Source organism: Sphingomonas sp. IC-11, from assembly GCF_021043365.1.
Taxonomy (GTDB): domain Bacteria; phylum Pseudomonadota; class Alphaproteobacteria; order Sphingomonadales; family Sphingomonadaceae; genus Sphingomonas.
The window spans coordinates 808,709-831,915 of sequence record NZ_JAJNDU010000001.1 but is presented as its reverse complement, the minus strand read 5'-3'; the positions used below and the strand labels follow the sequence as shown (position 1 = coordinate 831,915).

At 63.7% G+C, this 23,207-nt stretch carries 18 protein-coding genes; 12 read left to right on the top strand and 6 right to left on the bottom strand.

Annotated features, from left to right (window positions below):
* Nucleotides 1-20 precede the first annotated feature (20 nt).
* From LQ954_RS03935 to LQ954_RS03925, 3 genes are all read left to right on the top strand, one after another.
* Nucleotides 21-1,118 (top strand): SPL family radical SAM protein, encoded by a 1,098-nt coding sequence (locus LQ954_RS03935; protein ID WP_231022077.1) that lies wholly within the window; start codon nt 21-23, stop codon nt 1,116-1,118.
* Nucleotides 1,115-1,651 carry a metallophosphoesterase family protein gene (locus tag LQ954_RS03930; RefSeq protein ID WP_227770756.1) on the top strand — a complete coding sequence of 179 codons (537 nt, stop codon included), beginning with the start codon at nt 1,115-1,117 and terminating at the stop codon, nt 1,649-1,651. Before LQ954_RS03935 ends, LQ954_RS03930 begins: the two co-directional genes overlap by 4 nt.
* 82 nt (nt 1,652-1,733) lie before the next feature.
* Nucleotides 1,734-4,853: a helicase-related protein gene (locus LQ954_RS03925; protein ID WP_231022715.1), complete on the top strand. Its 3,120-nt coding sequence runs from the start codon at nt 1,734-1,736 to the stop codon at nt 4,851-4,853.
* Nucleotides 4,854-4,869: 16 nt separating this feature from the next.
* On the opposite strand, the gene LQ954_RS03920 is transcribed toward LQ954_RS03925, so the two are convergent.
* Complete coding sequence (locus LQ954_RS03920; RefSeq protein ID WP_231022076.1) at nt 4,870-5,868, bottom strand: SDR family oxidoreductase; 999 nt, start codon at nt 5,866-5,868, stop codon at nt 4,870-4,872.
* 192 nt (nt 5,869-6,060) lie between these two features.
* On the opposite strand from LQ954_RS03920, the gene LQ954_RS03915 reads away from it, so the two are divergent.
* Entirely contained in the window at nt 6,061-7,575 is a 1,515-nt protein-coding gene (locus tag LQ954_RS03915; RefSeq protein WP_231022075.1) for an acetyl-CoA hydrolase/transferase family protein, read from the top strand.
* Between the two features lie 81 nt (nt 7,576-7,656).
* Here LQ954_RS03915 and LQ954_RS03910 read toward each other — a convergent pair whose 3' ends face one another.
* Complete coding sequence (locus LQ954_RS03910; RefSeq protein WP_231022074.1) at nt 7,657-7,866, bottom strand: DUF2945 domain-containing protein; 210 nt, start codon at nt 7,864-7,866, stop codon at nt 7,657-7,659.
* 191 nt (nt 7,867-8,057) lie between these two features.
* Between LQ954_RS03910 and LQ954_RS03905 the strand changes: the two genes are divergently transcribed.
* Nucleotides 8,058-9,326, top strand: a complete 1,269-nt coding sequence (locus LQ954_RS03905; protein ID WP_231022073.1) for a YihY/virulence factor BrkB family protein — start codon at nt 8,058-8,060, stop codon at nt 9,324-9,326.
* 36 nt (nt 9,327-9,362) lie between these two features.
* Here the strand turns inward: LQ954_RS03905 and LQ954_RS03900 are convergent, their stop codons facing one another.
* The 3 genes from LQ954_RS03900 to glf form a co-directional block, all read right to left on the bottom strand.
* Nucleotides 9,363-10,457 carry a serine hydrolase gene (locus LQ954_RS03900; RefSeq protein ID WP_231022072.1) on the bottom strand — a complete coding sequence of 365 codons (1,095 nt, stop codon included), beginning with the start codon at nt 10,455-10,457 and terminating at the stop codon, nt 9,363-9,365.
* A gap of 474 nt (nt 10,458-10,931) precedes the next feature.
* A complete protein-coding gene (locus tag LQ954_RS03895) occupies nt 10,932-11,144 on the bottom strand; it encodes a hypothetical protein (protein ID WP_227770762.1) in 213 nt (70 codons plus the stop codon).
* Between the two features lie 11 nt (nt 11,145-11,155).
* Complete coding sequence (gene glf / locus LQ954_RS03890; protein ID WP_231022071.1) at nt 11,156-13,294, bottom strand: UDP-galactopyranose mutase; 2,139 nt, start codon at nt 13,292-13,294, stop codon at nt 11,156-11,158.
* 388 nt (nt 13,295-13,682) lie between these two features.
* Between glf and LQ954_RS16210 the strand changes: the two genes are divergently transcribed.
* From LQ954_RS16210 to mnhG, 7 genes are all read left to right on the top strand, one after another.
* Complete coding sequence (locus LQ954_RS16210; RefSeq protein ID WP_231022070.1) at nt 13,683-15,887, top strand: family 1 glycosylhydrolase; 2,205 nt, start codon at nt 13,683-13,685, stop codon at nt 15,885-15,887.
* 211 nt (nt 15,888-16,098) lie between these two features.
* On the top strand, nt 16,099-19,008 hold the full coding sequence (locus tag LQ954_RS03880) for a monovalent cation/H+ antiporter subunit A (protein ID WP_231022714.1): 2,910 nt from the start codon (nt 16,099-16,101) through the stop codon (nt 19,006-19,008).
* Nucleotides 19,008-19,346 carry a Na+/H+ antiporter subunit C gene (locus LQ954_RS03875; RefSeq protein ID WP_227770765.1) on the top strand — a complete coding sequence of 113 codons (339 nt, stop codon included), beginning with the start codon at nt 19,008-19,010 and terminating at the stop codon, nt 19,344-19,346. The genes LQ954_RS03880 and LQ954_RS03875 overlap by 1 nt, the downstream gene beginning before the upstream one ends.
* 2 nt (nt 19,347-19,348) lie before the next feature.
* Nucleotides 19,349-20,965, top strand: coding sequence for a monovalent cation/H+ antiporter subunit D (locus tag LQ954_RS03870; protein WP_231022069.1), 1,617 nt, complete (start codon nt 19,349-19,351; stop codon nt 20,963-20,965).
* Nucleotides 20,962-21,450: a Na+/H+ antiporter subunit E gene (locus LQ954_RS03865; RefSeq protein ID WP_231022068.1), complete on the top strand. Its 489-nt coding sequence runs from the start codon at nt 20,962-20,964 to the stop codon at nt 21,448-21,450. Before LQ954_RS03870 ends, LQ954_RS03865 begins: the two co-directional genes overlap by 4 nt.
* Nucleotides 21,447-21,728 (top strand): K+/H+ antiporter subunit F, encoded by a 282-nt coding sequence (locus LQ954_RS03860; RefSeq protein ID WP_227770768.1) that lies wholly within the window; start codon nt 21,447-21,449, stop codon nt 21,726-21,728. Before LQ954_RS03865 ends, LQ954_RS03860 begins: the two co-directional genes overlap by 4 nt.
* Nucleotides 21,725-22,063, top strand: a complete 339-nt coding sequence (mnhG, locus tag LQ954_RS03855; protein ID WP_231022067.1) for a monovalent cation/H(+) antiporter subunit G — start codon at nt 21,725-21,727, stop codon at nt 22,061-22,063. The genes LQ954_RS03860 and mnhG overlap by 4 nt, the downstream gene beginning before the upstream one ends.
* 58 nt (nt 22,064-22,121) lie before the next feature.
* Here mnhG and LQ954_RS03850 read toward each other — a convergent pair whose 3' ends face one another.
* Nucleotides 22,122-22,907 carry a thioesterase family protein gene (locus tag LQ954_RS03850; protein WP_227770770.1) on the bottom strand — a complete coding sequence of 262 codons (786 nt, stop codon included), beginning with the start codon at nt 22,905-22,907 and terminating at the stop codon, nt 22,122-22,124.
* Nucleotides 22,908-23,207: the final 300 nt, after the last annotated feature.

Below are 23,207 nucleotides of genomic sequence, written 5' to 3'. Positions count from 1 at the left end.
AGCCGATCGCTCGTTTGCCGATGATGGACTCGCTTGCCGCTGCCTCAGTCGAACCGCGCGGCCGTCCCGGATGGCGCCCTCACCGGCTTCTTGTCACTCGCTCGGCACGACAGTTCGACCATGCACGCGCGATCATGGAACGGGCATCCAGCTTCGGCGTCCCAATCGTCGAACTCGCCGGTGATCGACTGAACCTCGATTTGGCGCCCGATCCCCGGCGCGCCTACACGGAGGCAAAGGCGACCCTCGCGGTGGTGGTGGCGCCGCCATCGAAGCGCCGCCTTCAGCCCATCGCTCCCAGTGCCGACTGGCGTGTGGACCTGGCAGAAGGCTGCCCGGCGCATTGCAGCTATTGCTATCTTGCGGGCTCGTTGAAGGGGCCGCCGATCACGCGTGTGTACGCCAACGTGGACGAGATACTCGAAGGGGTGCCAGCCTATCTCGGACAAGGCACCGTCACGTCACGCAGTCGTTTCAGGGCGCATGAAGGGACCACCTATGAAGCATCCTGCTATACTGACCCCCTTGCACTGGAGCCGCTGACCGGGTCGCTCTCCGCTGCGATCCGCTGGTTCGGGCGCTGGGAAGCGCCAGCGCAACTCCGCTTCACCACCAAGTTCGCCGACGTCGAGGCGTTACTGGCGCTCGATCACGGTGGCCGCACCCGAATGCGCGCGTCGATCAATCCCGCCGCCTTCGCGCGCTTCGAAGGGGGCACGGCGCCGGTTGCTGCCCGGCTGGCGGCACTCGGCCGGATGGCGCGCGCCGGCTATGCCGTGGGTCTCACGATTGCGCCCATCATTGCAGCGGAAGGCTGGGAGGAGGCGTACGGCACGCTCATCGAGCAGGCCGCTGCCGCTCTCGGCGATACAGGATCGCTCGATCTGACGGTCGAATTGATCACTCACCGCTTCACGCCGGGATCGAAGGCGATCCTGGAAAGCTGGTACCCGGGCGCAGGGCTCGACATGAGCTACCGCCACCGGACCACAAAGCGCACGAAGTTCGGCGGGGAAAAGCAGGTCTATGATACCGAGACGATGCGGATGCTGCGCACGTTCTTCGAGGATAACATCGCTCGCGTCCTTCCGTCAGCGCGGATCCTCTACTGGACATGACGATCTTCTTCACCGCCGACACCCACTTCGGCGACCATCGCACGATCAACATCTGGCGGCGCCCCTTCAGCAGCGTCGCTGATATGGACGCTGCGCTCATCCAGCGCTGGAACGCTGTTGTCGAGCCGGGCGATACTGTCTGGCACCTCGGCGATGTTGCGCGGCGAGCATCAGATGTTCCGGCTTTGCTCGCCGCCTTGAACGGCACCAAGCATCTCATCCGCGGCAACAACGATCCTGATGGTACGGTCGCCGCCAGGCACTGGGCAAGCACGGCCGACTATGCGGAACTGGAGGTCGACGGACATCGCCTCGTTCTGTGTCACTATCCCTTTCGCTCGTGGAACGGCCAGCACCGCGGCGTCATCAATCTCCATGGGCATAGCCATGGCCGGCTGGCCCCTATGCGCCGCCAGTTCGACGTGGGCGTCGATGCCAATGATTTTGCGCCCGTATCGATGAGCGATCTCCTGGCAAAGCCGCGCCCGCGGGAACGCAGTGGCGTGCCGCCCGTTCGACCGGCCTCATCATAGTGGATCTTGCTCCTGAATGTCCCGATCTCCTGATGCGGAACGTGCCGCCTTGCCGCCGTTTGGCGAACTGCCGCCCTCGCCGATGAGCATTGCGGAAACCGCAGCCGGGGTCGCCCCCCTACTCGCGTCGCGCGATGTGATCGTGGCCGTCGCCGACGAAACTCGTGCCTTGGCCCTGGCACGAACGTTAGCTGCCATGATGCCTGGCGCGGATGTTCTGTTCTGCCCCGGCACCGACGCGCTACCCGGCGACGAAGCTCCTCCCTCCCCCGCCAATGTCGGCCAGCGCGTTTCGGCGCTTCGAGCTATTCGCCGGAACAGTGGCGCCGACGACGGTGCCCAAATTGCGCTGGTAACATCTGGAGAAGCGCTGGCTCGCGCCTATCCCCCGCCAGCAGCCTTCGATGCCGAACCTCCATCCGTGACGGTTGGCGGGGCGTGCGACCTTGCCCAGTTGAACGAGGAACTTCTCGGTCTTGGCTACGTCACTGACGAGCGCGTGGATGAACCCGGCGAAGTGGCGCTGCGGGGCCAAGTGCTGGATGTGTTCCCAGCCGACGTCGAGGCGCCGCTCCGCATCGAGGTGGCGGATGGCAAGATCGCAAGCCTCCGCTTCTACGATCCGTCTGATCAGCGCAGCATGGAGGACGTCGAAGCGCACGAACTCGGCCGCGTCGCCGAACCGGCGCTCGACGACAACCGCGTCACCTTGATCGACCATCTGCCTGACGCGGTGCTCGCCATCACCGACCGGGCTGACGAACGTCGCCGTCGCCTTCTCGCCCTTAGCCACGATGCGGGACGGCGGGGTAGCCGTCGCGCAGCCCGCGACATCGTCGACGACAACGCCTGGTCCAAAGCGCTTACGGGTCGCGAAACGCAGCCTCTCGGTCAGGAAGCAGCGCCGCCCGCCCGTTTTGTCGAGCAACGTGCCCCCTTGGCTGCCTTCGCGAAGGTCGCGAAACAGGCGCTCGCAAACGGTGAACGGCTCGTCTTGTTGGGCAGCGAGCGCGATCTGCGGTTCCTGACGCGCCGCATCGAAAAGCGGTTGGACCTCGCGGCGCAATCTGCAGAGAGTTGGCAGACGGTGCTGGAGGCACCCGAAGGCACGTTCCTCACGCTCGCCGCGCCGGCAGACCGCGGTTTTCGCCGCGACGGCATATTGGCGGTTGCCGCGGCCGATCTGCTCGGCAGCCGCGCGGAGCGTGAAGATGGCGCCGCTCACCGGGTCGATCTGTCGTTCGTGCAGACGGCCGAAATCCGCGTTGGCGACACGGTCATCCATGAAGATCACGGCATCGGCGTGGTTGCCGGGATTGAGCCTCTGCCGAGTGTGGATGGCAGCGGCGGGGACACGATCAAGCTCACCTACGCCAAGGACGCCGTCCGTCTGGTGCCGGTTGCCGAGGCGGATCGCCTGTGGCGCTACGGCGCGGAAGATGATGCGGTGACGCTCGACACCCTGGACGGTCGGACCTGGCTGGAGCGCCGCGGCGAGATCGCTGAGGCGATTGCCGAAACTGCGCGTCAGCTCACGCAGCTTGCCGCAGAGCGCGAGGCACGCACCGCGCCGGTGCTGGACCCGACGCCAGCCGCCTATGAGCGGTTCGCTGCCGGTTTCCCCTTCTCCGAGACGGCCGATCAGCTTGCTGCTATTGAGGCCGTTCGAAGCGACCTTGCTTCCGGGAAGCCGATGGACCGCTTGGTTATCGGTGATGTCGGTTTTGGCAAAACGGAAGTCGCCTTGCGCGCGGCCGCCATCGCGGCTCTCTCCGGCAAGCAAGTCGCCTTGGCAGCGCCCACCACCGTCCTCGCACGGCAGCATCTGGAGAGCTTCACCGAGCGATTCGAAGGCACTGGCATCAACGTCGCCGGCCTGTCGCGTCTGTCCAGCGATGCGGAGAAGAAGCGCGTGAAGGCCGCGCTCGCCGATGGCAGCGTTCAGGTTGTGATCGGCACCGGCGCCGTCGCGGGCAAGGGCGTGAAGTACAAGGACCTCGCGCTGGTCATCATCGATGAAGAGCAGCGGTTCGGTGCAGCCGACAAGAAGAAGCTGCAGGATCTCTCCGCCGGACACCTCCTCACGCTATCCGCAACGCCGATCCCCCGTACGCTGCAATCGGCGCTGGTAGGGTTGCGGCAATTGTCGGTGATCGCCACGCCGCCGGCCCGTCGCCAGCCGATCCGCACGGCGGTTTCGACCTTCGCGCCCGCTACCCTGAGGAGCGCCTTGCTTCGTGAACGCGCCCGTGGCGGCCAGAGCTTCGTAGTCGTTCCCCGAATTTCGGACATGCAGCCGTTGGCGGAACAACTCACCAAGCTCGTGCCAGAGCTCGAGCTGCTGCAAGCCCATGGCAAGATGCCCGCTGCCGAGATCGACGAGACAATGGTGCGCTTCGGCCGCGGCGACGGAGACGTGTTGCTAGCCACCAACATCATCGAAGCCGGCCTCGACGTGCCGCGCGCGAACACCATGGCGATCATTCACGCCGATCGCTTCGGCCTGTCGCAGCTTCATCAGCTTCGTGGACGGGTAGGCCGCGGGCATCGGCGCGGGCAGGTATTGCTGTTCACCGAAGCTGATGATGCCATCTCGCCGCGCACTTTGAAGAGGCTTCGTACGCTGGAGGCGTTTGACCGGCTGGGCGCAGGTTTTGCGATCAGCGCACGTGATCTCGACATGCGCGGGGCCGGAGACCTGCTTGGCGATACCCAGGCTGGTCACATGCGGTTGATCGGCGTCGAACTCTATCAGCAGTTGCTGGAAGATGCGCTTCGCACGGAGCGGGGGGAGACGGTGGAGCGCTGGACGCCAGAGTTGCAACTGGGCATCGAAGGACGGCTTTCAGCGGAATGGATCCCGGAAGAGGATCTGCGCATCACCCTTTATGCTCGTCTCGGGCGCCTGCGTAGCGATGCGGAGCTCGATGCCTTTGAAGCAGAGCTGGAGGACCGGTTTGGCGAGCTGCCCGAGGAAGCGCTTCTTCTCATGTCGATCGCACGCGTGCGGGAGCGCGCGCGGGCGCTCAACATCGCCCGGATCGACGCGGGTCCCGCCGCAATGGCGCTGACGCCGCGCAGCGGTGGCTCGGAGGCGTCGCAGATCGACGGCTTGATCGAGAAGGATGGGCGCTTGCTGCTCAAGGAAGCATTGGAAGACCCGTCCGCCCGGCTGGACAGGTTGGCGGCCCTACTCGCATAGCGCCGCCGTCTGCTGGTCAGGGGTTTCCCTTGCCGCCATGGGCACCCACCACCGTACCGGTCGAGAAGCTTGCGTCATCGGCGGCCAGCGTCACATAGAGGGAGGCAAGCTCGGCCGGCTGACCCGCACGTCCCAATGGCGTGTCCTGTCCGAACTCACCCATTTTGCCCGGCAATTGCCCGCCAGCGACCTGTAGCGGTGTCCATACCGGTCCGGGCGACACGGCATTCACCCGGATCCCCTTCTTGGCCAGCTGCTTTGCCATTCCTTTGGTCAGGTTCAGGATCGCTGCCTTGGTGGACGCATAATCGATCAGCTCTTCCCCCGGGTCATAGGAATTTACCGACACCGTGTTGATGATCACGGCGCCCGGCGGCAGCGACGGGATCGCGGCCTTGCTGAACCGGAACACATGGTAGACGTTCGTCTCGTACGTCCGCACGAACTGTTCGTCCGTTATCTCCATGATATCAGCCTTGCTCTGCTGATAGGCAGCATTGTTGACCAGGATGTCCAATCCTTCCAGCCCCGCGATGGCCTTGCGCACGGTATCCTCGCACGCCTTCTGCGTGCGGATATCGGCGGGAAGCAGGACAGCCTTGCGGCCTGCCTGTTCGATCAGGGCCTTCACCTCGCGTGCGTCGGGCTCCTCGGAGGGATGATAGTTGATCGCGACGTCTGCGCCTTCTCTGGCAAAGGCGATCGCCGCGGCACGGCCTATTCCGCTATCTCCACCGGTGATCAGCGCGCGGCGGCCGTTCAGCTTTCCTGATCCGCGATAGGTCGTTTCGCCGTGGTCCGGCCGTGGGTTCATCTTGCTGGCGAGTGCCGGCCATGGCTGCCGCTGTTCCGGGAAGGGCTCACGCCGGAACCGGGTCCGGGGATCGCGCAGACCGCCGCTGCGCGGTGTCCCACCCGCTTCGCTTCCCTGTGCTGTGGCGGATGTTGAGGCCGCCGCCAGGCCCAGCACGGCGCCGCCCAGCAGGCCTCGCCGCGAGGCATCAAAATCACCCATCCACCGTCTCCCGATCGAACGTAGTCCCCAACGCCCGACGCGCCGACAACGCCGGCGTTCCCCCGCAACCAAGCCCGTTCTGCAAAATAACTTGCCGCGCCATTGGCGGCACCCGGCGCTCTTTCCTCGACAACTCGGCCCGATGGGGGGAAAGGGCAGCAGTCGTTGCCTACCACAACAAACGAGTCTCGTGTGTCCGACCGTATCGCATCCGCCGCTCTCCGCTCCCGCATCACTGATGCCGATACAGCCGCAGCTCTCATTCAACCCGGCGACACGGTGGGCATGAGCGGTTTCACCGGATCAGGCTATCCGAAGGCCGTGCCACAAGCGCTCGCACGGCGCATGGCGGCGGAGCGCGCCCAAGGGCGGCCGTTCCGTATCAATCTGTGGACCGGCGCATCGACGGGGCCGGAGCTGGACGGCGCCCTCGCGGCGGTGGACGGCATCGCTCAACGACTGCCCTATTCCTCTGATCCGGTTGCGCGCGAGAAGATCAACCGGGGCGAGATTGATTATCTCGACATGCACCTCAGCCAGGTCGCGCCCATGGCTTGGGAGGGCGTCATCGGCACGCTCGACACAGCCGTTATCGAGATCACCGGCATCCGGCCAGACGGATCGCTTATCCCCTCCTCGTCCGTCGGCAACAACAAGACATGGCTGGATCGCGCAAAGCGCGTGATCCTGGAGGTCAATCGCTGGCAGAATGCGGCGCTCGAGGGCGCGCACGACATCTATTACGGCACCCGATTGCCCCCGGAGCGTGTTCCCATCCCGCTTGTCCGTCCCGACGACCGCATCGGCACGCCTTATCTCGCGTGCGATCCGGAGAAGATTGTCGCGATCGTCGAAACGGACGCACCCGATCGCAACCTGCCGTTCGCTGCCCCTGATGAGACGGCCCTGGCGATCGCCGGCCACATCATCGACTTCCTCGACCATGAGGTGAAGCGCGGCCGCTTGCCAGCCTCGCTGCTCCCTATTCAGTCAGGCGTGGGCAACATCGCCAATGCGGTGCTTTCCGGTCTCGTCGACGCCCCTTTCGAACCGATGACCGCGTTCACCGAAGTGATCCAGGACGGCATGCTGGATCTGCTCGACGCCGGAAAGCTGCGCATGGCATCGGCCACCGCTTTCTCGCTCAGCCCGTCGGCGGCCGATCGCCTGAACGCGAACATGTCGTCCTACGCCAGCCGGATGATCCTGCGCCCTCAGGAGATCAGCAACCATCCGGAGCTCGTTCGCCGGCTCGGCTGTATCGCGATGAATGGACTGATCGAAGCCGACATCTACGGCAACGTCAATTCCACGCTGGTGATGGGCTCACGGATACAGAACGGGATTGGCGGCTCGGGTGACTTCGCGCGTAACGCCTATGTTTCGATCTTCATGACTCCTTCCACGGCGAAGGGCGGCCGCATCTCTGCCATTGTGCCGCAGGCGAGCCATGTCGATCACATCATGCAGGACGTTCAGGTGATCGTCACTGAACAGGGGCTAGCCGATCTTCGCGGCCTCAGCCCGCGGCAGCGAGCCGCCGTTGTGATCGAGCGTTGCGCCCATCCCAGCTACCGGCCGTTGCTCGCGGATTATGCTGCACGGGCACAGGGCGGCGCGTACGGCCTTCATGCCGCCTCGCTGCCGGGCGAAGCGCTGTCCTGGCATCAGCGGTTCATGGAAACGGGAACCATGCTGCCCGCCTGAACCCGCACAGCGGCGTCCGGCTTTGAGGCGCGGGCGCCGCCGGCCTGCGTCACGAACGGTGGCCGGGGATCGTCGGAAAGGCTACGCCTTCTTCAGCGCTTCCGGCTTGTGAACAGCCTCCTTGCCGGATTTGTCGCTCTTCACGCGAAACTGCGGTTCGTCCTTGGTTGCTTTGGCAACATGGCCGCCGGCCTTCGTGCTGCTTGTCTCCTTGCGCACCACCTTGCCGGAAGTTTCCCCTTGCGGCGTATCCCATTTCACATGGTCGCCGGCCTTGAAATTCTTGGTCATGGCATTCTCCCAAGCCGGCATGATCGCGGCTTTCAGCGCCGGCTGCGAATGATCGTATCGCTTGCCCAGCATACGGCAGGAACGCGCCGGATGAGCGCGTGGTTGCCGCTGCCTACCAGTGCTTCACAATGGTTTCATTGGAACGTCATCCGCCCGAACATGTTCGATAGGAACGATGATCCGGAGGAACGATGGCAACGACTAGCCCAGCGACGGTTCCGTCAGAGCGCGGCCGTGACGCGGCAAGTCCATGGGCAATTCCGCCGCGTGGCTGGAAGGATGTCGCGCTGCGCAGCTGGAAAGAGGCGGGGCAGGACAACATCAGCCTCGTGGCGTCCGGCGTCGCATTCTGCGGCGTGCTTGCCATGGTGCCGATGCTGGGCGCGATCGTGCTCAGCTATGGTCTCGTTGCCACGCCTGAGACGGTGATGGACAATGTTCGTTCGCTCACGACGCTCATGCCAGCGGACGCGGCCAGGCTGATCGGCGAACAATTGGCCAATGTGGTTTCCACCTCGGACGGCAAGAAGGGGTTCGGCCTGCTGATCGCGCTCGCGATTGCCCTTTACGGGGCGATGAAGGGCGCATCGGCGATCATCACGGCGCTCAACATCGCTTATGATGAGGAAGAAACCCGCAGCTTCATAAAGCTGAACCTGATCGCACTTGCGATCACGGCGGGCGCCGTCGTGAGCGCCATCCTGGCCGTTGTCGCGATCGCAGCGATGAGTTCGCTGGAACATCTGTTCCCATCGCTGCCGGCCCCGTTGCTGATCCTGGGTAAAATCCTCTCCTATCTGATCATGGCAGCGGTCGGCGCCGCCGCTGCCGCAACGCTATATCGGTTCGCCCCCAACCGGGACGGCGCCAAATGGGTATGGTTGACCCCCGGTTCGGCTCTCGCGTCCCTGTCCTGGTTGCTCATGACCATCGGCTTCGGCATCTACGTCGCCAACTTCGGCAGCTATGACGCCACTTATGGCTCGCTCGGCGCGGCCGTGGTGTTGCTGACGTGGCTGTATCTTTCGGCCTACGTCCTGCTTCTGGGGGCCGAGTTCAATTGCGAGTTGGAACGCCAGACCGCTCGAGACACGACCACGGGCAGCGAACAGCCAATGGGCACGCGCGGCGCCTATGCCGCCGATACCGTCGCCGGAGGACCGCAAACGGGTGACGAACCTACCTCCGGCTTGAGGGGGAGCGGGGTCGCGGAAGACAAGCACCCAGTCACCGGCACCGCCAGAAGCGAGCTTGCCCTCAGCCGCAATCTCGCCCGCGCCTTGCGGATCGGCACGATCGGCAAGGTAGGCCTGCTCCCCTCACTTTTTGCGACGCTCGGACTGACCATGATGGGCAAGCGGGACAAGACCGCGCTTGGCATCACCTTCATGGCCGCGGCCGGCGGACTGAAGTGGCTCACCCGCCCAGGCACGCCGCGGAACAAGCCCGCCAGGGGGTGAGCCTGATCTGACCCGCTCCGGCGGTGCTGCCGCGGGTCAGTCCGCCATCTCCTGATGAGCCGCCACGAGCGCCCGCGAAACGTCGCCCATCAGCCGCATCCTCGCCGGGATCGGCTGCCGCGTGCTCGCGATCATGACCGCGACGGCATAGCGGTGGCCATCCGGCGCGACGATCAGGCCTACGTCATTATAACCGGTCGACAGATTCCCGAGATCCTGACCGGTGCCCGTCTTGTGAGCAAGGCTCCAGCCGGGCCGCAGACCGGACTTCAACCGCAAGGCGCCGGTCTTGCTGGCCCGCATCAGCGACAGCAGCTTCTCCGTCGACGCAGCACTGAGCAGCTTGCCTTGTGCCAGCAGCGCCACTCCCAAGGTGACGCCATTGGCAGAAGCGCCGTCCTCGGGATCGGCGAGATAGCGGTCGAGTGCGCGGCGGCGCGCCTCGTAGGTCATCGCCGCGCGGGCCTGCAAAAAGCCCCATCCCCCTGCCCATTCTGGGCGCCAGGTCAGACCGGCCGTTCGGGCCTGAAGCAGGCGCTCACCTGGGCCGAATGTTACTCCCGCGACACCTTTTTCGGCCAAAATTCTCCGGACGGCATCCGGTCCGCCGACGCGCCAGAGCAATACATCGTTTGCCGTATTGTCACTGCGGGTCATGGCACCGTTCAGCAACTCGCCAATGGTCGTACGATAGCCATCTTTGCCAACAAGCGGTCGGATCGGCTGGTGGAACAACGTCAGATCCGACCGACGCACTGTCACCGGGTCACCAAGGCTTATTCGCCCCTTGTCCACCGCATCCATCACGGCGATGCCGACCCACAACTTGCTGACGCTCTGTTGCGGGCGCCGCTTGTCGCCAACCCATGCGACCGTCCAGCCTTCGTCCACGTCGCGAATGGAGATGCCGACGTCCCCGTTGAAGCTGCGCCCGAGTGCCTGAACAGCATTGAGGAGCGCCGCAGGCGGCTGTGGCCGAATTGACATCGGCCGCGGCGGAATTTGCTGGGGAGTCGGCTGCCGCACGGGCGGCGGGACGGGCGTGGAGACCGGCGGTGCCGCAGGAACGCAGGCGGCGATCAGGCTCGTGAGGGCAAATGCGCCGAGCCGGCGGACGAACAAAGCAGACATGAAACTCCCTTTGCGCACCTGCTAAGGGCCGGAGCCCGCAGGAGAAAGGCTGTCTGCTCAGTCCATCGCGATTTGGCGCTCATTCACCGCACACATGTCCTCGCGGTTACCGCGACATGCTCTCCGTCCAGGGCCGCAGGCGCCCTAGCGTTGACGGCATCCTCGCCCTGCCGTCACGCGGCGAGAACTTCGCCGGCCCTCGCTGCTCCTCGGGCGGGGATGATCAGCTGCAGGCCGGCGTAGATCCGCCGCGATCCTAAAAAGCGCTCGTCCTCAAGACTTGCTGCCGCCCGAAGAGCCGCCGCCGCTATTCCCGCCGCCGCCACCTTTGCTCCCGCCGGATCGGCCACCTCCGCCCTTGCCGCCGGTGCTCTTGCTCTTCGCGCCCGATCCCGGATCGCCACCTTTGCTGGTGATCGCTCCGGGGTTACCGCCTGCGCCTTTCTGAGACATGGTCTTGCTCCTCTTGCCTGATCATGGCCGCGCCGCACCCCGGCGACGCAGAAAGTGAATGAGGAAGCCGGCAACGCCGCCCACGATGACGTAAATCACCGCTTGGTCATGCTCACCCGGCGCGAGGCTCAGCTTGAGCACCAGCAGGATCAACGCCGCGCAAACACCGCCGACAATCCACACGAGTGGACCCGATCCGTCTCGCGGCCCTGGCTTTGCAGGATCTCTCGCCATGCTCTCCTCCTTCAGGCCGCCGCCGCAGCTGCTGTACCGACCGATGGTTCGATGCCTGCCACCTGAAGCCGCGGGATAAGCCGCCGCGCCGTCGCGAGTGCCTGCCCCACGACCTGATCCATATTGTAATAGCGGTAGGTCGCGAGGCGGCCGACGAAGGTGACATTCTCCTCCGCGATGGCCAGTGCTTCGTATCGCTTGAACAGCGCTTGGTTCTCTTCGCGCGGAATGGGATAATAGGGATCCCCCTCCGAGGCTGGATATTCGTAAGTTATGCTCGTCACCGGCGAGCTGTCCCCGGTCAGGTGCTTGTACTCGGTCACGCGCGTAAAAGGCACTTGTTCATCGGGGTAGTTCACGACGGCGACCGGTTGCAGCCATTCGCGATCAAGCGTCTCGTGCCGGAAATGCAATGACCTGTACGGAAGCCGGCCGAGCCGGTAACCGAAATATTCGTCAATCGGCCCGGTGAACACCAGATGATCGTGGGGATAGCCGCTGCGCACCTGGCTGAAGTCCACCCCAAGCAGTAACTCGATGTTGGGGTGATCGAGCATCTTCTCGAACATGCGCGTATACCCCTCAGCCGGCATCGCCTGATGCGTATCCGTGAAGTACCGATCATCTATACTGGCCCGCGTCGGCACGCGCGCCGTTACCGACTTGTCGAGTTCGCTGGGATCAAGCCCCCATTGTTTGCGCGTATAGCCGCGGAAGAACGTCTCGTAGAGCTCTCGGCCGACGCGCGAGATGACGACATCCGCCGAACTGCGGATGGGCGTGATCGGCTCCGCCCGATCAGCCAGAAATGCCTCGACATCATCCTCGCTCGCCAGCCCGGCATCATACAGGATGTTCAGCGTCGTGCGATTGATCGGCATCGGCACCAGCTTGCCACTGACGTCCGCAAGCACGCGGTGCTCATACGGCCGCCACGCCGTGAAACGCGAAAGGTAAGCGAACACATCATCTGAGTTCGTGTGGAAGATGTGCGGCCCATATTGATGGATCAGCAAACCCGCCGCGTCGCGCCGATCATAGGCGTTGCCGGCGATGTGGGGCCTGCGATCAACCACCAGCACCTTGAAGCCGGCGTCCGCCAGCCGCTCCGCCATAACGGCGCCGGCAAAGCCGGCTCCCACCACCATCACGTCGTGGTGTGACTGGGGAGCCGGCCAGCGCGTCGGGGAGACAATCGGTTCGATATTGGAGTGCGTCGCCCGCTCCACCGCGATCAGCGCCGCCATGCTCAGTGCGGTGCTCGCCCAGGAACCGCGCGCGAGCTGCTCGTCTGCCGCGGCGCGCCATGAGATGTCGTTGTGCTTTGCGATCGCCCTTTCGCACGCCTGGACGAATTGCTCAGCCGTATCAGCAATCTGGACAGCCTCTAGAGCGCCATAGTGCCGGGCGACATCGACGATCCGGGTGGAAATGACCGGCAGGCCCGCGGCCAGATATTCCGGTGTCTTGGTGGGGCTGATGAACCGGGTGGCTTCGTTAAGCGCGAACGGCATCAGCGCCGCGCTCCACCCGCTCATATAGGCTGGCAGATCAGCGTAATCGCGGGCGCCCAGAAAATGGAGATTGTCGCGCTTGGGAAGTGAGGCAGGATCGATCTTCACGACTGGCCCGATGATCACAATGGACCAATCGTCCCTTGCGTCGGCAAGTGCAGCAAGCAGATCGATGTCCATCCGTTCATCGACAACGCCGCAAAAACCGAGCTTCGGCCCGGCAATATCCGCTTGGTCGCTGGGCTCGATGACGCCCTTTCGCGCCGATTCGAAGTGAGCGACATCGATGCTGGAAGGAAAGGCATGGACGTTGTCGTGCCGATCCTTTTTTGCCTCGTAGAGGCTGGAGCCACCGGTAAACACGACGTCTGCAGCCGCGAGTAATTCGCGCTCCCGGTCCAGCAAGCCCTGTGGCGGGTTCTTGAAAGCCGACAGCTCGTCCATGCAGTCGTAAACGATGCATTCAGCCGGCACGTGCGCCGAAAACGGCAGCATCATGGGCGTGTAGTACCATCGCACCGCCACCGGTGGCAGGGCGGCAAGTTGCTGATCGAGGAGAGAGCGCACCGCTGTCTCTTCCTCGCTGGCGGAAAGACCGCGGGGGAGTTCAGGTGTAATTACTCGGACCTGATTCACGTCGTCCTGATCGATACTCACCCTCGGGGCTTCACAACCGTCCGGATAGATCGGCTCCTCCCAGAATATCACCTGGTAAGAGGCAGAAAACCGCGACATGAGATGCTGAGGACGCTGAAATACAAATCGCCAGCGCAGGTGGCTGAAACAGATCAGCGTGGCGCCAGAACCGCCCTGCTGCCCCAGATCGACGTCGGTCCTGCTTGCCTCTCCCGTCCCGTGCATAGCCGCCTCTCTCTTTGTTCTCTAAGAGGCAAGTCACGAACCAACCCGGCTGTTCCGTAAAACAATCACGCTCTGATCTAGGTTATGACGATTTGTCCGCGCACAAGTGCAACAACTTTCGTCGGCAGGCGCTTTAATTTGTTCCGACAGGCGGAGAGCAGTCGTGCCCGGAATCGAGCGCTGGTGCGGGGTGGAGTGTACCGTCAATCGGGTCGGCGACAGCTTCCACGATCAACTTCAGCGATCTGGCCATCACGACAGGATCGGTGATCTCGAGATTATCGCTGATCTCGGTTTTCAAGCGATCCGTTACCCCCTGCTGTGGGAGCGCATATCGCCCCACTCCGCTGATCTCGCCGACTGGGCTTGGTGCGACGAAAGGGTGTCACACCTGCAACGACTGAACCTGCGCATCATCGCAGGGCTTGTTCACCACGGCAGCGGACCGCGCTACACGGATCTGCTGGACCAGAACTTCGCACCGGGTCTTGCCCGGCACGCTCGGGCAGCGGCAGAGCGTTATCCGTGGATCGATGACTGGACGCCGGTCAACGAGCCAGTGACAACCGCCCGCTTTTCCGCGCTGTACGGACATTGGTACCCGCATGCTCGGGACGAACGCTCGTTCTGGCAGGCGCTTCTGAACCAGGTGGACGCGACCCGCCTGTCGATGCGCGCGATCCGCGAGGTTAATCCGGCCGCGCGATTGATCCAGACCGATGATCTGGGGCGGACATGGGCAACTGCGCCGCTCGCCGACCAGGCAGCCTTCGACAATCAACGTCGCTGGGCCGGTTGGGATCTGCTTTGTGGCAGGATAGTCGCAGGACATCCGCTCTGGCACCGATTGTGCGCCATGGGCCTTGGAGAACGGCTGCGGATCATCGCCGATGACCCCTGTCCGCCCGACATCATCGGGATCAACCACTACCCGACAAGCGATCGATTCCTTGACCACCGCGTTCAACTGTACCCCCGCGATGCACATGGGACGAACGGCAACCAGGCCCTCGCGGACGTCCCGGCAGTACGGACGCTCGATCCCGCACCCGAACCTTTCGCCGCAGCTTTGCGGGAGGCATGGACGCGCTACACCCTGCCGCTTGCGCTGACGGAGGTACATATCGGCTGCACCCGGGAGGAGCAGTTACGATGGGCAAAGGCGGCCTGGAACGCCGCTCACGATAGCAAAAAGGCCGGCGTGGACGTGCGCGCGGTGACGGCATGGTCTCTGATGGGTTCGCACGACTGGGACACGCTGGTGACTAGCCCCGGCTCCTACGAACCAGGATTGTTCGACCTTTCCAGCGGCCATCCCCGGCATACGGCGTTGGCGCGCCACTGGCAGATGCTCGCAGAGGCGGGCACCCATGATGTGGCGGAGCAACCCGGCTGGTGGCAACGCGGCGAACGAATGATTTTCCCTCGGGCGCCCCGGGTGTCTGCGATCGCCAGCTATGTAGAGGCCAGGGCCGGCCGCGCACGGCCTGTGTTGATCTGCGGTGCGACCGGGACATTGGGCCAGGCACTCGGCCGGGCTTGTCAGTCCCGCGGCATCAGCTTCCGGCTCTGCAGCCGGGATGATTGCGACCTGCTTCATCCCGCCTCGGTGGACGCGGCGCTTGATCGCTTCGCTCCATGGGTGGTCATTAATGCCGCGGGTTGGGTGCGCGTGGACGACGCGGAACATGAAGAGGAAGCCTGCAGCGCGATCAACGCCGCGGCGGCCGTACGCCTCGTGGAGGCGTGCGCCAGCCGCCAGATACCCGTGGTATCCATCTCGACGGATCTCGTCTTCGATGGAACTGACGGGCCGATCTATTACGAAGACGACACGCCCTCGCCCCTGAACGCTTATGGGCGCAGCAAGCTGGCCATGGAACACGGGGCACTTGAGCGCGGATTTCGCCCGTTGGTGATCCGCACCGCCGCTTTCTTCTCTCCGTTCGATCGGTATAATTTTGCGCACGCGGTCACGCAAACCCTTAGCGCCGGCAAGCACTTCCAGGCTGCCGCCGATCAATATGTATCCCCCGCCTACGTCCCCGCGCTGGCGCAGGCCATTCTCGACCTCGCCATCGACGGTGAAAGCGGGATCCGGCATCTGGCAAACGACACCTGCCTGTCCTGGGCGGACTTCGCGCGGGAGATCGCGCGTGCCATCAACCGCGATCCTGCGATGATCGAGGGTGTGCCCGGGGCCGTTTTCGGATGGGCCGCTCCCCGCCCGGCGCGATCGGGCCTCGGCAGCCGCCACGTCGCCTCACTCGGCTCGCTCACCTCGGCAATCGCGGACTTCGCGGCACATTGGCGTGGCCACCCAAACACGCCAACCCCTGCCCCTTCGGACTCGATACTGCCACTCTGAGCGAGAGCTGATCAGGGCTCCTCCTGAGCTAGGAGACGCTCGCCGCAGTGTCCCAGCTCCGGCGGTGCTTTGTGGAGGAGGAACAATCTTCCAACATGATCGTGATTAGCTTAGGCATGTGATCAGATGATGCTGCCGCTCGTCCGGCGCGGCGTCGCCAGCAGGCGCAACCGACTTACTTGGGAGACCCACGATCGCCGGATTGAGCAACGTGATTTTGTGGGTTGCCCTGCTCCTGCCGTTCGTCGGCAGCTTAGTCGTTTCCTTCTTCCCCTCGCGCGCCCGTGACGCTGCCGCCCTCCTTGCTGCGGCTATCGCCCTGACGGGAGCGATCCTTGTCGGCCTTCTGTTCCCGTCCGTGTCGGCCGGCGTGATCCCTCGGCAAGAGATTGCCTGGCTGCCGGCGCTTGGCCTCAATCTCGTTCTTCGGCTCGACGGGCTGTCATGGGCTTTCGCGCTGATGGTCTTGGTCATCGGCTTTCTGGTGGTGGTGTACACGCGCTACTACATGTCGGCCGAAGACCCGGTTCCCCGTTTCTTCGCCTTTTTGCTTGCGTTCATGGGCTCGATGCTCGGGCTCGTCGTGTCCGGCAATCTGGTTCAGATCGCGTTCTTCTGGGAACTTACCAGCCTCTCCTCCTTCTTGTTGATCGGCTATTGGCACCAGAACGAAGCCGCACGCAGCGCAGCGCGTGTGGCTCTCATCGTGACGGCTGCCGGGGGTCTGTGCCTTCTGGTGGGTTTGCTGCTGATCGGAAAGATCGTCGGCAGCTACGAGCTCGATGCGGTGCTGTCCGCTCGCGACAGGATCCAGGAGAGCCCCTTCTATACACCCGCCCTCCTGTTCATCCTGATTGGCGCCTTCACGAAGAGCGCCCAGTTTCCGTTCCATTTCTGGCTCCCGCACGCGATGGCGGCGCCCACCCCTGTCTCGGCCTACCTTCACTCCGCGACGATGGTGAAAGCGGGAATCTTCATCCTGATCCGCTTCTGGCCCGTCCTGGCGGGGACCGACATCTGGTACTTCGTCGTCACGACCACCGGATTGCTCACGCTGGTCGTCGGCGCATGGTCGGCAATCTTCCAGCAGGACCTGAAGGGTTTGCTGGCCTATTCCACCATCAGCCACCTTGGCATCATCACGTTGCTGCTTGGCATCGGCAGCCCGCTGGCCGCGGTCGCCGCGATCTTCCACACGATCAATCACGCGACCTTCAAGGCTTCGCTGTTCATGGCTGCCGGTATCATCGATCATGAGGCAGGCACGCGTGATCTTCGCCGGCTCAGCGGGCTGTTTCGCAACATGCCGATCACTGCCACGCTGGCGATGGTCGCGGCGGCGGCGATGGCTGGCGTACCGCTCCTGAACGGCTTCCTCTCAAAAGAGATGCTGCTGGCCGAGGCGCTCGAGGATTACAACGATACCTGGCTGGACCAGGCGCTGCCTTATGTGGCGACATTGGGCCTGACGTTCAGTGTGCTCTATTCAATCCGGTTCATTCATCAGAGCTTCTTTGGCCCCCCATCTCAGCAACTGGAGCGTCAACCCCAAGAGGCACCCCATTGGATGCGCCTGCCGATCGAGGTGCTCGTCGTGGCGTGCGTGGTGATCGGCATCTTCCCGGCTGCGACCATCGCCCCTTTCCTTGCCACCGCTGCCCATGCGGTGCTGGGGGACCAGACGCCTTATTACAGCCTTGCTATCTGGCACGGTTTCACCAAGCCGCTGATGCTCAGTGTTTTTGCGTTGGTCGCAGGGGCGGCAGGCTACTTTATTTTCAGCGATCGGCTGAATGCGATCGAGGCCGCGCCACTCGTTGGCCGGCTGAAAGGCCGGCGCATGTTCGAAACCGTCTTGTCGCTGATCATCAGGGGCGCACGCCGCCTGCAAAGGGTGGTGGATACGGAGCGTTTGCAGCCGCAGCTTCGCGTGTTGGTGCTGATCGTTGGCCTTGCCGGCCTGCTGCCGTTTCTGCGTTATCCCTATACGCTGGGAAACCAGACCGGCACGATTCTGGATCCCGGGTTCGGCGTATTGTGGCTGATCGGATGTGCTTGTGCGATCACGGCTGCATGGCAGGCCAAATTTCACCGCCTGGCGGCCGTTGTTGCTGCGTCCGGGGCCGGTTTGGTTAGCTGCATCAGCTTCGTATGGCTGTCGGCGCCCGACCTCGCGCTCACCCAGTTGCTGGTTGAAGCGGTCACCACCGTGCTGCTGCTGCTGGGGCTGAGATGGCTGCCGAAGCGAAATCCGGTCATCCGGCTGAACCGCGCGCCGCCACCAAGGGTCTGGCTGCGCCGATCAACTGACCTTGCCATCGCGGCGGCCGCCGGGCTTGGCATGGCGCTTCTATCCTATGCCGTGATGACCCGGCCGCTACCCAGCACCATTTCATCTTTCTTCGTCGAACGCTCCTATCCAGAGGCCGGCGGCCGAAACGTCGTGAATGTCGTTCTCGTGGACTTCCGCGCCTTTGACACGCTGGGCGAAATCACTGTTCTCACGATCATCGCGCTGACGGTGTTTTCGCTGTTGCGTCGCTTCCGCCCCGCGAGTGAAAGCGTGCGCGATCCTCTTCAGCAGCGTCAGCAGAATGCTGCTGACGAGGCGAGCGAAGGCCGTACGCCAGGCGATACGCTGGCGGATTACCTGCTGGTGCCGCGGGTCATCATGGAATGGGTGTTCCCGGTGATTTTCGTCTTTGCCATCTATCTGCTGATGCGCGGACATGATCTGCCCGGCGGGGGGTTCGCGGCCGGTGTCGCCATGTCGATCGGTCTCATCCTCCAGTATATGGCGGCCGGCACGCGCAGCGTTGAGGGGCGATTGCGCGTTCGTCCCATTCGGTGGATAGGTCTCGGCCTGCTGATCTCGGCTGCCACTGGTGCAGGCGCCTTTTTCTTCCAGCATCCCTTCCTGACCTCCTGGTTCCGCTACCTTGAGCTGCCGGTGATCGGGAAAGTCCCGCTGGCAACCGCGTTGCTGTTTGACGTCGGCGTCTTCGTGCTCGTGGTCGGCGCCACCGCTCTCATCCTCATCTCCATTGCTCATCAATCGATCCGGGCGCCCAGCCGGCGCGGCAGAAAGGCGGTCGTCGAGGTGGAGCAGGAGGTTCTCTGATGGAAATTGTTCTCGCCATTGGGATCGGCGTCCTGACCGCTTCGGGTGTGTGGCTGATCCTGCGCCCGCGCACGTTCCAGGTCATCCTGGGCCTGTCGCTCGCATCCTATGCGGTGAACCTGTTCATCTACGCGATGGGCCGGCTGAAGGTCGACGCGCCGCCGATCGTCGGGTCGGGCACACCCAATCCGACCCATTTCGATGATCCCCTGCCCCAGGCACTGGTGCTGACCGCGATCGTCATCTCCTTCGCCATGACTGCGCTGCTGCTGGTCGTGCTGCTTGCCTCGCGCGGACTTACGGGAACCGATCACGTTGACGGGGAGGAAGACGAATAATCGTGCCTTTCTCTCAGCATCTCATCATCGCGCCGATCCTCCTTCCGCTCGTTGCGGGGGCAGCGATGCTCCTGCTCAACGAACGCCGCTTGATCGCCAAGCGATCGATTGCGCTCGTCGCCACGTCGGCGATGCTGGCCATTGCGATCCTGCTCCTTGGCCAAGTGGCGGCGCGGGGATTCGGCGGCGCGCGCGCTACCACCGCTTATCTGGTGGGCAATTGGCCAGCGCCGTTTGGTATCGTGCTCGTTCTCGACTGGCTGTCGGCCCTGATGCTCGTGCTGACGGCGGTTCTTGGCCTAAGCTGCCTCGTCTTTTCTTTTGCCCGTTGGGATCGGGCCAGCCCCCGTTTTCATGCCCTGTTCCTTTTCCAGTTGATGGGGCTGAACGGCGCGTTTCTCACAGGGGACCTCTTCAACCTCTTCGTCTTCTTCGAGGTGCTACTCGCGGCTTCGTTTGCCTTGTTGCTGCACGGCTCGGGAGAGGCGCGAGTGAAAGCAGCGCTCCATTACGTCTCGATCAACGTGGCCGCGTCGTTGCTCTTCCTGATCGGTGCAGCGCTGATCTACGGGGTCACCGGCACGCTTAACATGGCCGACCTCGCCGCGCGCATCCCCGCTCAGGCGGAGGCCGGGATCGGCCTCTTGCAGAGCGGGATGGCCGTGCTGGGGATCGCCTTCCTGATCAAGGCAGGGATGTGGCCGTTGGGTCTTTGGCTGCCGCGCACCTATGCGGCGGCAGCGCCGCCAGTGGCCGCCCTCTTCGCCATCCTCAGCAAGGTCGGCGTTTACGCGGTTCTGCGGGTCTACCTCCTGCTGCTCGGTCACAACACCGGCTGGACCGCGAATTTCGGGGAAGAATGGCTGCTGCTCGGGGGCATAGCGACGCTAGCCTTTGGCACTATCGGCATGCTGGCCGCGCGAACGCTGTCGAGAGTGGCTGGCTATGCGCTGCTCATTTCCGCCGGCACTCTGTTGGCGACGATCGGCGCTGGCGAAGGCGCAGTGCTGGGCGGCGCCCTGTTCTACCTGGTCAGTTCGACCCTCGCCATCGCCGCATTCTACCTGTTGATCGAGCTTGTCGAACGGCGTGAGGCGGATGCGCGCACCGTTACCGAGCCAGTATTTGACGATGAATATACCGGGGTGACCGAGGAACAGGAAAATGAAGTCGGGATCGTGATACCTGCGACGATCGCTCTGCTGGGCGGCGGGTTCGCCTTTTGCGCGTTGCTGATCGCCGGCCTGCCGCCGCTCTCCGGCTTCATCGCCAAGTTCGCGATCATTGACGGCTTGCTTAACCTTCGTGACAGCATTGGTGCGCCGGTCTGGTGGCTGATCGCCCTCATCATCGGCTCCGGACTGGCCACGCTGATTGCTACGACCCGGGCCGGCATCGACCTGATCTGGACACCATCGGAACGGCCACCGCCTGCCCTGCGGCTTACAGAAGCGCTGCCGGTCGGCGCGCTGCTCGCCGTTTGCCTGGCGCTCATGATCTTCGCCGGGCCCGCGATGCGCTACATGGAGCGGACCGGGAATTCGCTGGGAGATCGACAGGGCTATATTGAATCCGTGCTCGGCGCTCAGCGCGTCACCTCGTCGGCGAAAACGCGATGAGGCGCTGGTTCCCGCATCCGCTGATCACGGGCGGCTTGTTCGTGATGTGGCTGCTGCTCACGCAGTCTTTCTCGCCGGGACAGATCCTGCTGGGGGCCGCTGTCGCGGTCCTCGGGGGCGGAGTGATGAACGCTTTGCGGCCCCAACGACATCGGGTCGCCCGGTTGCGCGTCATTGTGGCGTTGGCATGTGCAGTGCTCGCGGACGTGCTCCGCTCCAACTTCGCCGTCGCGGCGATCGTCGTCGCTCGCCGCCGTCCCTATACGTCCGGCTTCATGAGCGTGCCGATTGCACTCACCAATCGTCACGCCCTCGCCGTGCTGGCGATCATCATCACTGCCACCCCCGGCACGATGTGGGTGGAGTTCGATCGACGCCAAGGCATGCTGTTGATCCACGTTCTGGATCTTGTGGACGAGGAACGCTGGGTTCGCGTCATCAAACAGCGTTACGAGGCGCGGCTGATCGAGATATTCGGCGAATGACGACGACCTATCTGGCCTGGGCGATCACCGCCGCGCAGGTAATGCTCGGCCTGGCGATCGCGTGCGCCGCGTACCGCATGATCAGCGGACCGCGTGCGCAGGACCGTGTCCTCGGCCTCGACACCTTCTACACCAATTCGATGTTGATCTTGCTGACCTTCGGGATTCAGACAGGTCGCACGATCTACTTCGAAACTGCGCTTGTCATCGCGCTGCTTGGCTTTGTCGGCACGGTGGCCCTGGCGAAGTTCCTCATGCGCGGCGAGGTGATCGAATGAACCAGGCACCGGACCTGCCCGCATGGGCCGCCATTATCGTGGGTCTTCTGACGCTGCTCGGCGCTGGCTTCGCGCTGGTCGGGTCTGTCGGGTTGATCCGTCTGCGCACCTTCTATGATCGTATTCACCCGCCCACGCTGGTCAGTTCGCTGGGCATGATGCTGATCGTCACCGCCTCGATCGTCTGCTTCTCGGTTCTTCGGTCGAGAGTTTCCGTCCACGAGATCCTGATCGCGGTGCTGATCACCTCCACCACGCCAGTGGCATTCATGCTTCTCGCCCGCGCCGCGCTTTATCGCGATCGCGTGGAAAGCGAACGTGACCCGCCGGCCTGAACTTCAGCGCCAGCAGCCCAGACCAGTCGACATCGCTATGCGGGGACAGCCTGACAGATCAGCGGCGCTCCAGCACCAGCGATTGCACCGCACGCGCAAACGGCCCCTGCTCGTCCGACAATTGGGTCATCGCCAGCCCAGCGCCATCCTCACCGGCCCAGGTCTCTGCGTCGGAAAACAGCCACTCGCCGACAGGTGTGCGCGCGAAGTTGACGGTCAGGTCAGCATTGATGAACGTCCACTCGTCAAATGGGAGAGTGGGAGCGATCCCGTTCGAGAAGTCGGCCACTGCCATTGCCCGCGCCACCGGAGAAAGCGGTTCGCCGTCGATCAGTGGCCGATGCTGACGAAACCAGACCTGCCCTGGGCCGAGCTGACGGAAGCCGCCTCTTATGCGGCGCATGTCGAAATTGGCGCCGAAGTTCACGGCGCCCGGCAGGCTATCGCGAAACTGGTCGTCTTCCGCCACGTCATCAGGGGAACTGGTAGCGCGAGGCATCTGTGATCCGGCAGGAAGCGGCTCGTCAGCCACCCGCACCCGCAGCACATTGGCACGAGTGACTTCCTTGCCTTCATGTAGCAACTGGACCTGAACAAGCTGGATCTTTCGCCCGTTTCGGATCACCTCAGTCGCGACCTCCAGCCGATCCACGGGCACAGGACGCAAAAGTTCCACTGTCACCCGAGCAACCCGCATCGGAACTGCCGTTTCCACCTGCTCGGCCGCCCATGCGACCAAGGCTGATGGCGCGCCGCCGTGCTGGAGTTCAGGGTGCCACGGCCCCGCGGCAAAGGGCGTCGCCAGAAAAGCCGTTCCTTCTCGTACGAAAATGGCGTTGCTCACCGGCGCTCCTCCTTTGTCATCGAGGGCGGGCACTTACTGGCCCAGTGCCGGCGTGCGCAACGCGCAATCCGCACCCGCTTCTGACACGAGAAAGCCGCGGATCTGTCGTCAGCCCCTTGTCCCTGTAAGCGCAGCACCGGCGTCAACAATGTTGTTTTCAAACAATACCCTAGCAACGAACGGACAAAGTGTCCGGGAACAACACTCGGCGCCTTTTGAAGGACAGATCAGTTGCCGAGGTTGCCGCGCCCCGGCCAACCCTGCTGACAACCCTTCAAGATGGCTATTGGTGAAGACGAA

Coding starts and splice junctions, on each gene's coding strand:
- LQ954_RS03900 (WP_231022072.1), bottom strand. CDS start 10,457: ATGTCTGCTTTGTTCGTCCGCCGGCTCGGCGCATTTGCCCTCACGAGC.
- LQ954_RS03860 (WP_227770768.1), top strand. CDS start 21,447: ATGACGACGACCTATCTGGCCTGGGCGATCACCGCCGCGCAGGTAATG.
- LQ954_RS03905 (WP_231022073.1), top strand. CDS start 8,058: ATGGCAACGACTAGCCCAGCGACGGTTCCGTCAGAGCGCGGCCGTGAC.
- LQ954_RS03875 (WP_227770765.1), top strand. CDS start 19,008: ATGGAAATTGTTCTCGCCATTGGGATCGGCGTCCTGACCGCTTCGGGT.
- LQ954_RS03895 (WP_227770762.1), bottom strand. CDS start 11,144: ATGGCGAGAGATCCTGCAAAGCCAGGGCCGCGAGACGGATCGGGTCCA.
- LQ954_RS03865 (WP_231022068.1), top strand. CDS start 20,962: ATGAGGCGCTGGTTCCCGCATCCGCTGATCACGGGCGGCTTGTTCGTG.
- LQ954_RS03930 (WP_227770756.1), top strand. CDS start 1,115: ATGACGATCTTCTTCACCGCCGACACCCACTTCGGCGACCATCGCACG.
- LQ954_RS03910 (WP_231022074.1), bottom strand. CDS start 7,866: ATGACCAAGAATTTCAAGGCCGGCGACCATGTGAAATGGGATACGCCG.
- LQ954_RS03935 (WP_231022077.1), top strand. CDS start 21: ATGATGGACTCGCTTGCCGCTGCCTCAGTCGAACCGCGCGGCCGTCCC.
- LQ954_RS03925 (WP_231022715.1), top strand. CDS start 1,734: ATGAGCATTGCGGAAACCGCAGCCGGGGTCGCCCCCCTACTCGCGTCG.
- mnhG (WP_231022067.1), top strand. CDS start 21,725: ATGAACCAGGCACCGGACCTGCCCGCATGGGCCGCCATTATCGTGGGT.
- LQ954_RS03920 (WP_231022076.1), bottom strand. CDS start 5,868: ATGGGTGATTTTGATGCCTCGCGGCGAGGCCTGCTGGGCGGCGCCGTG.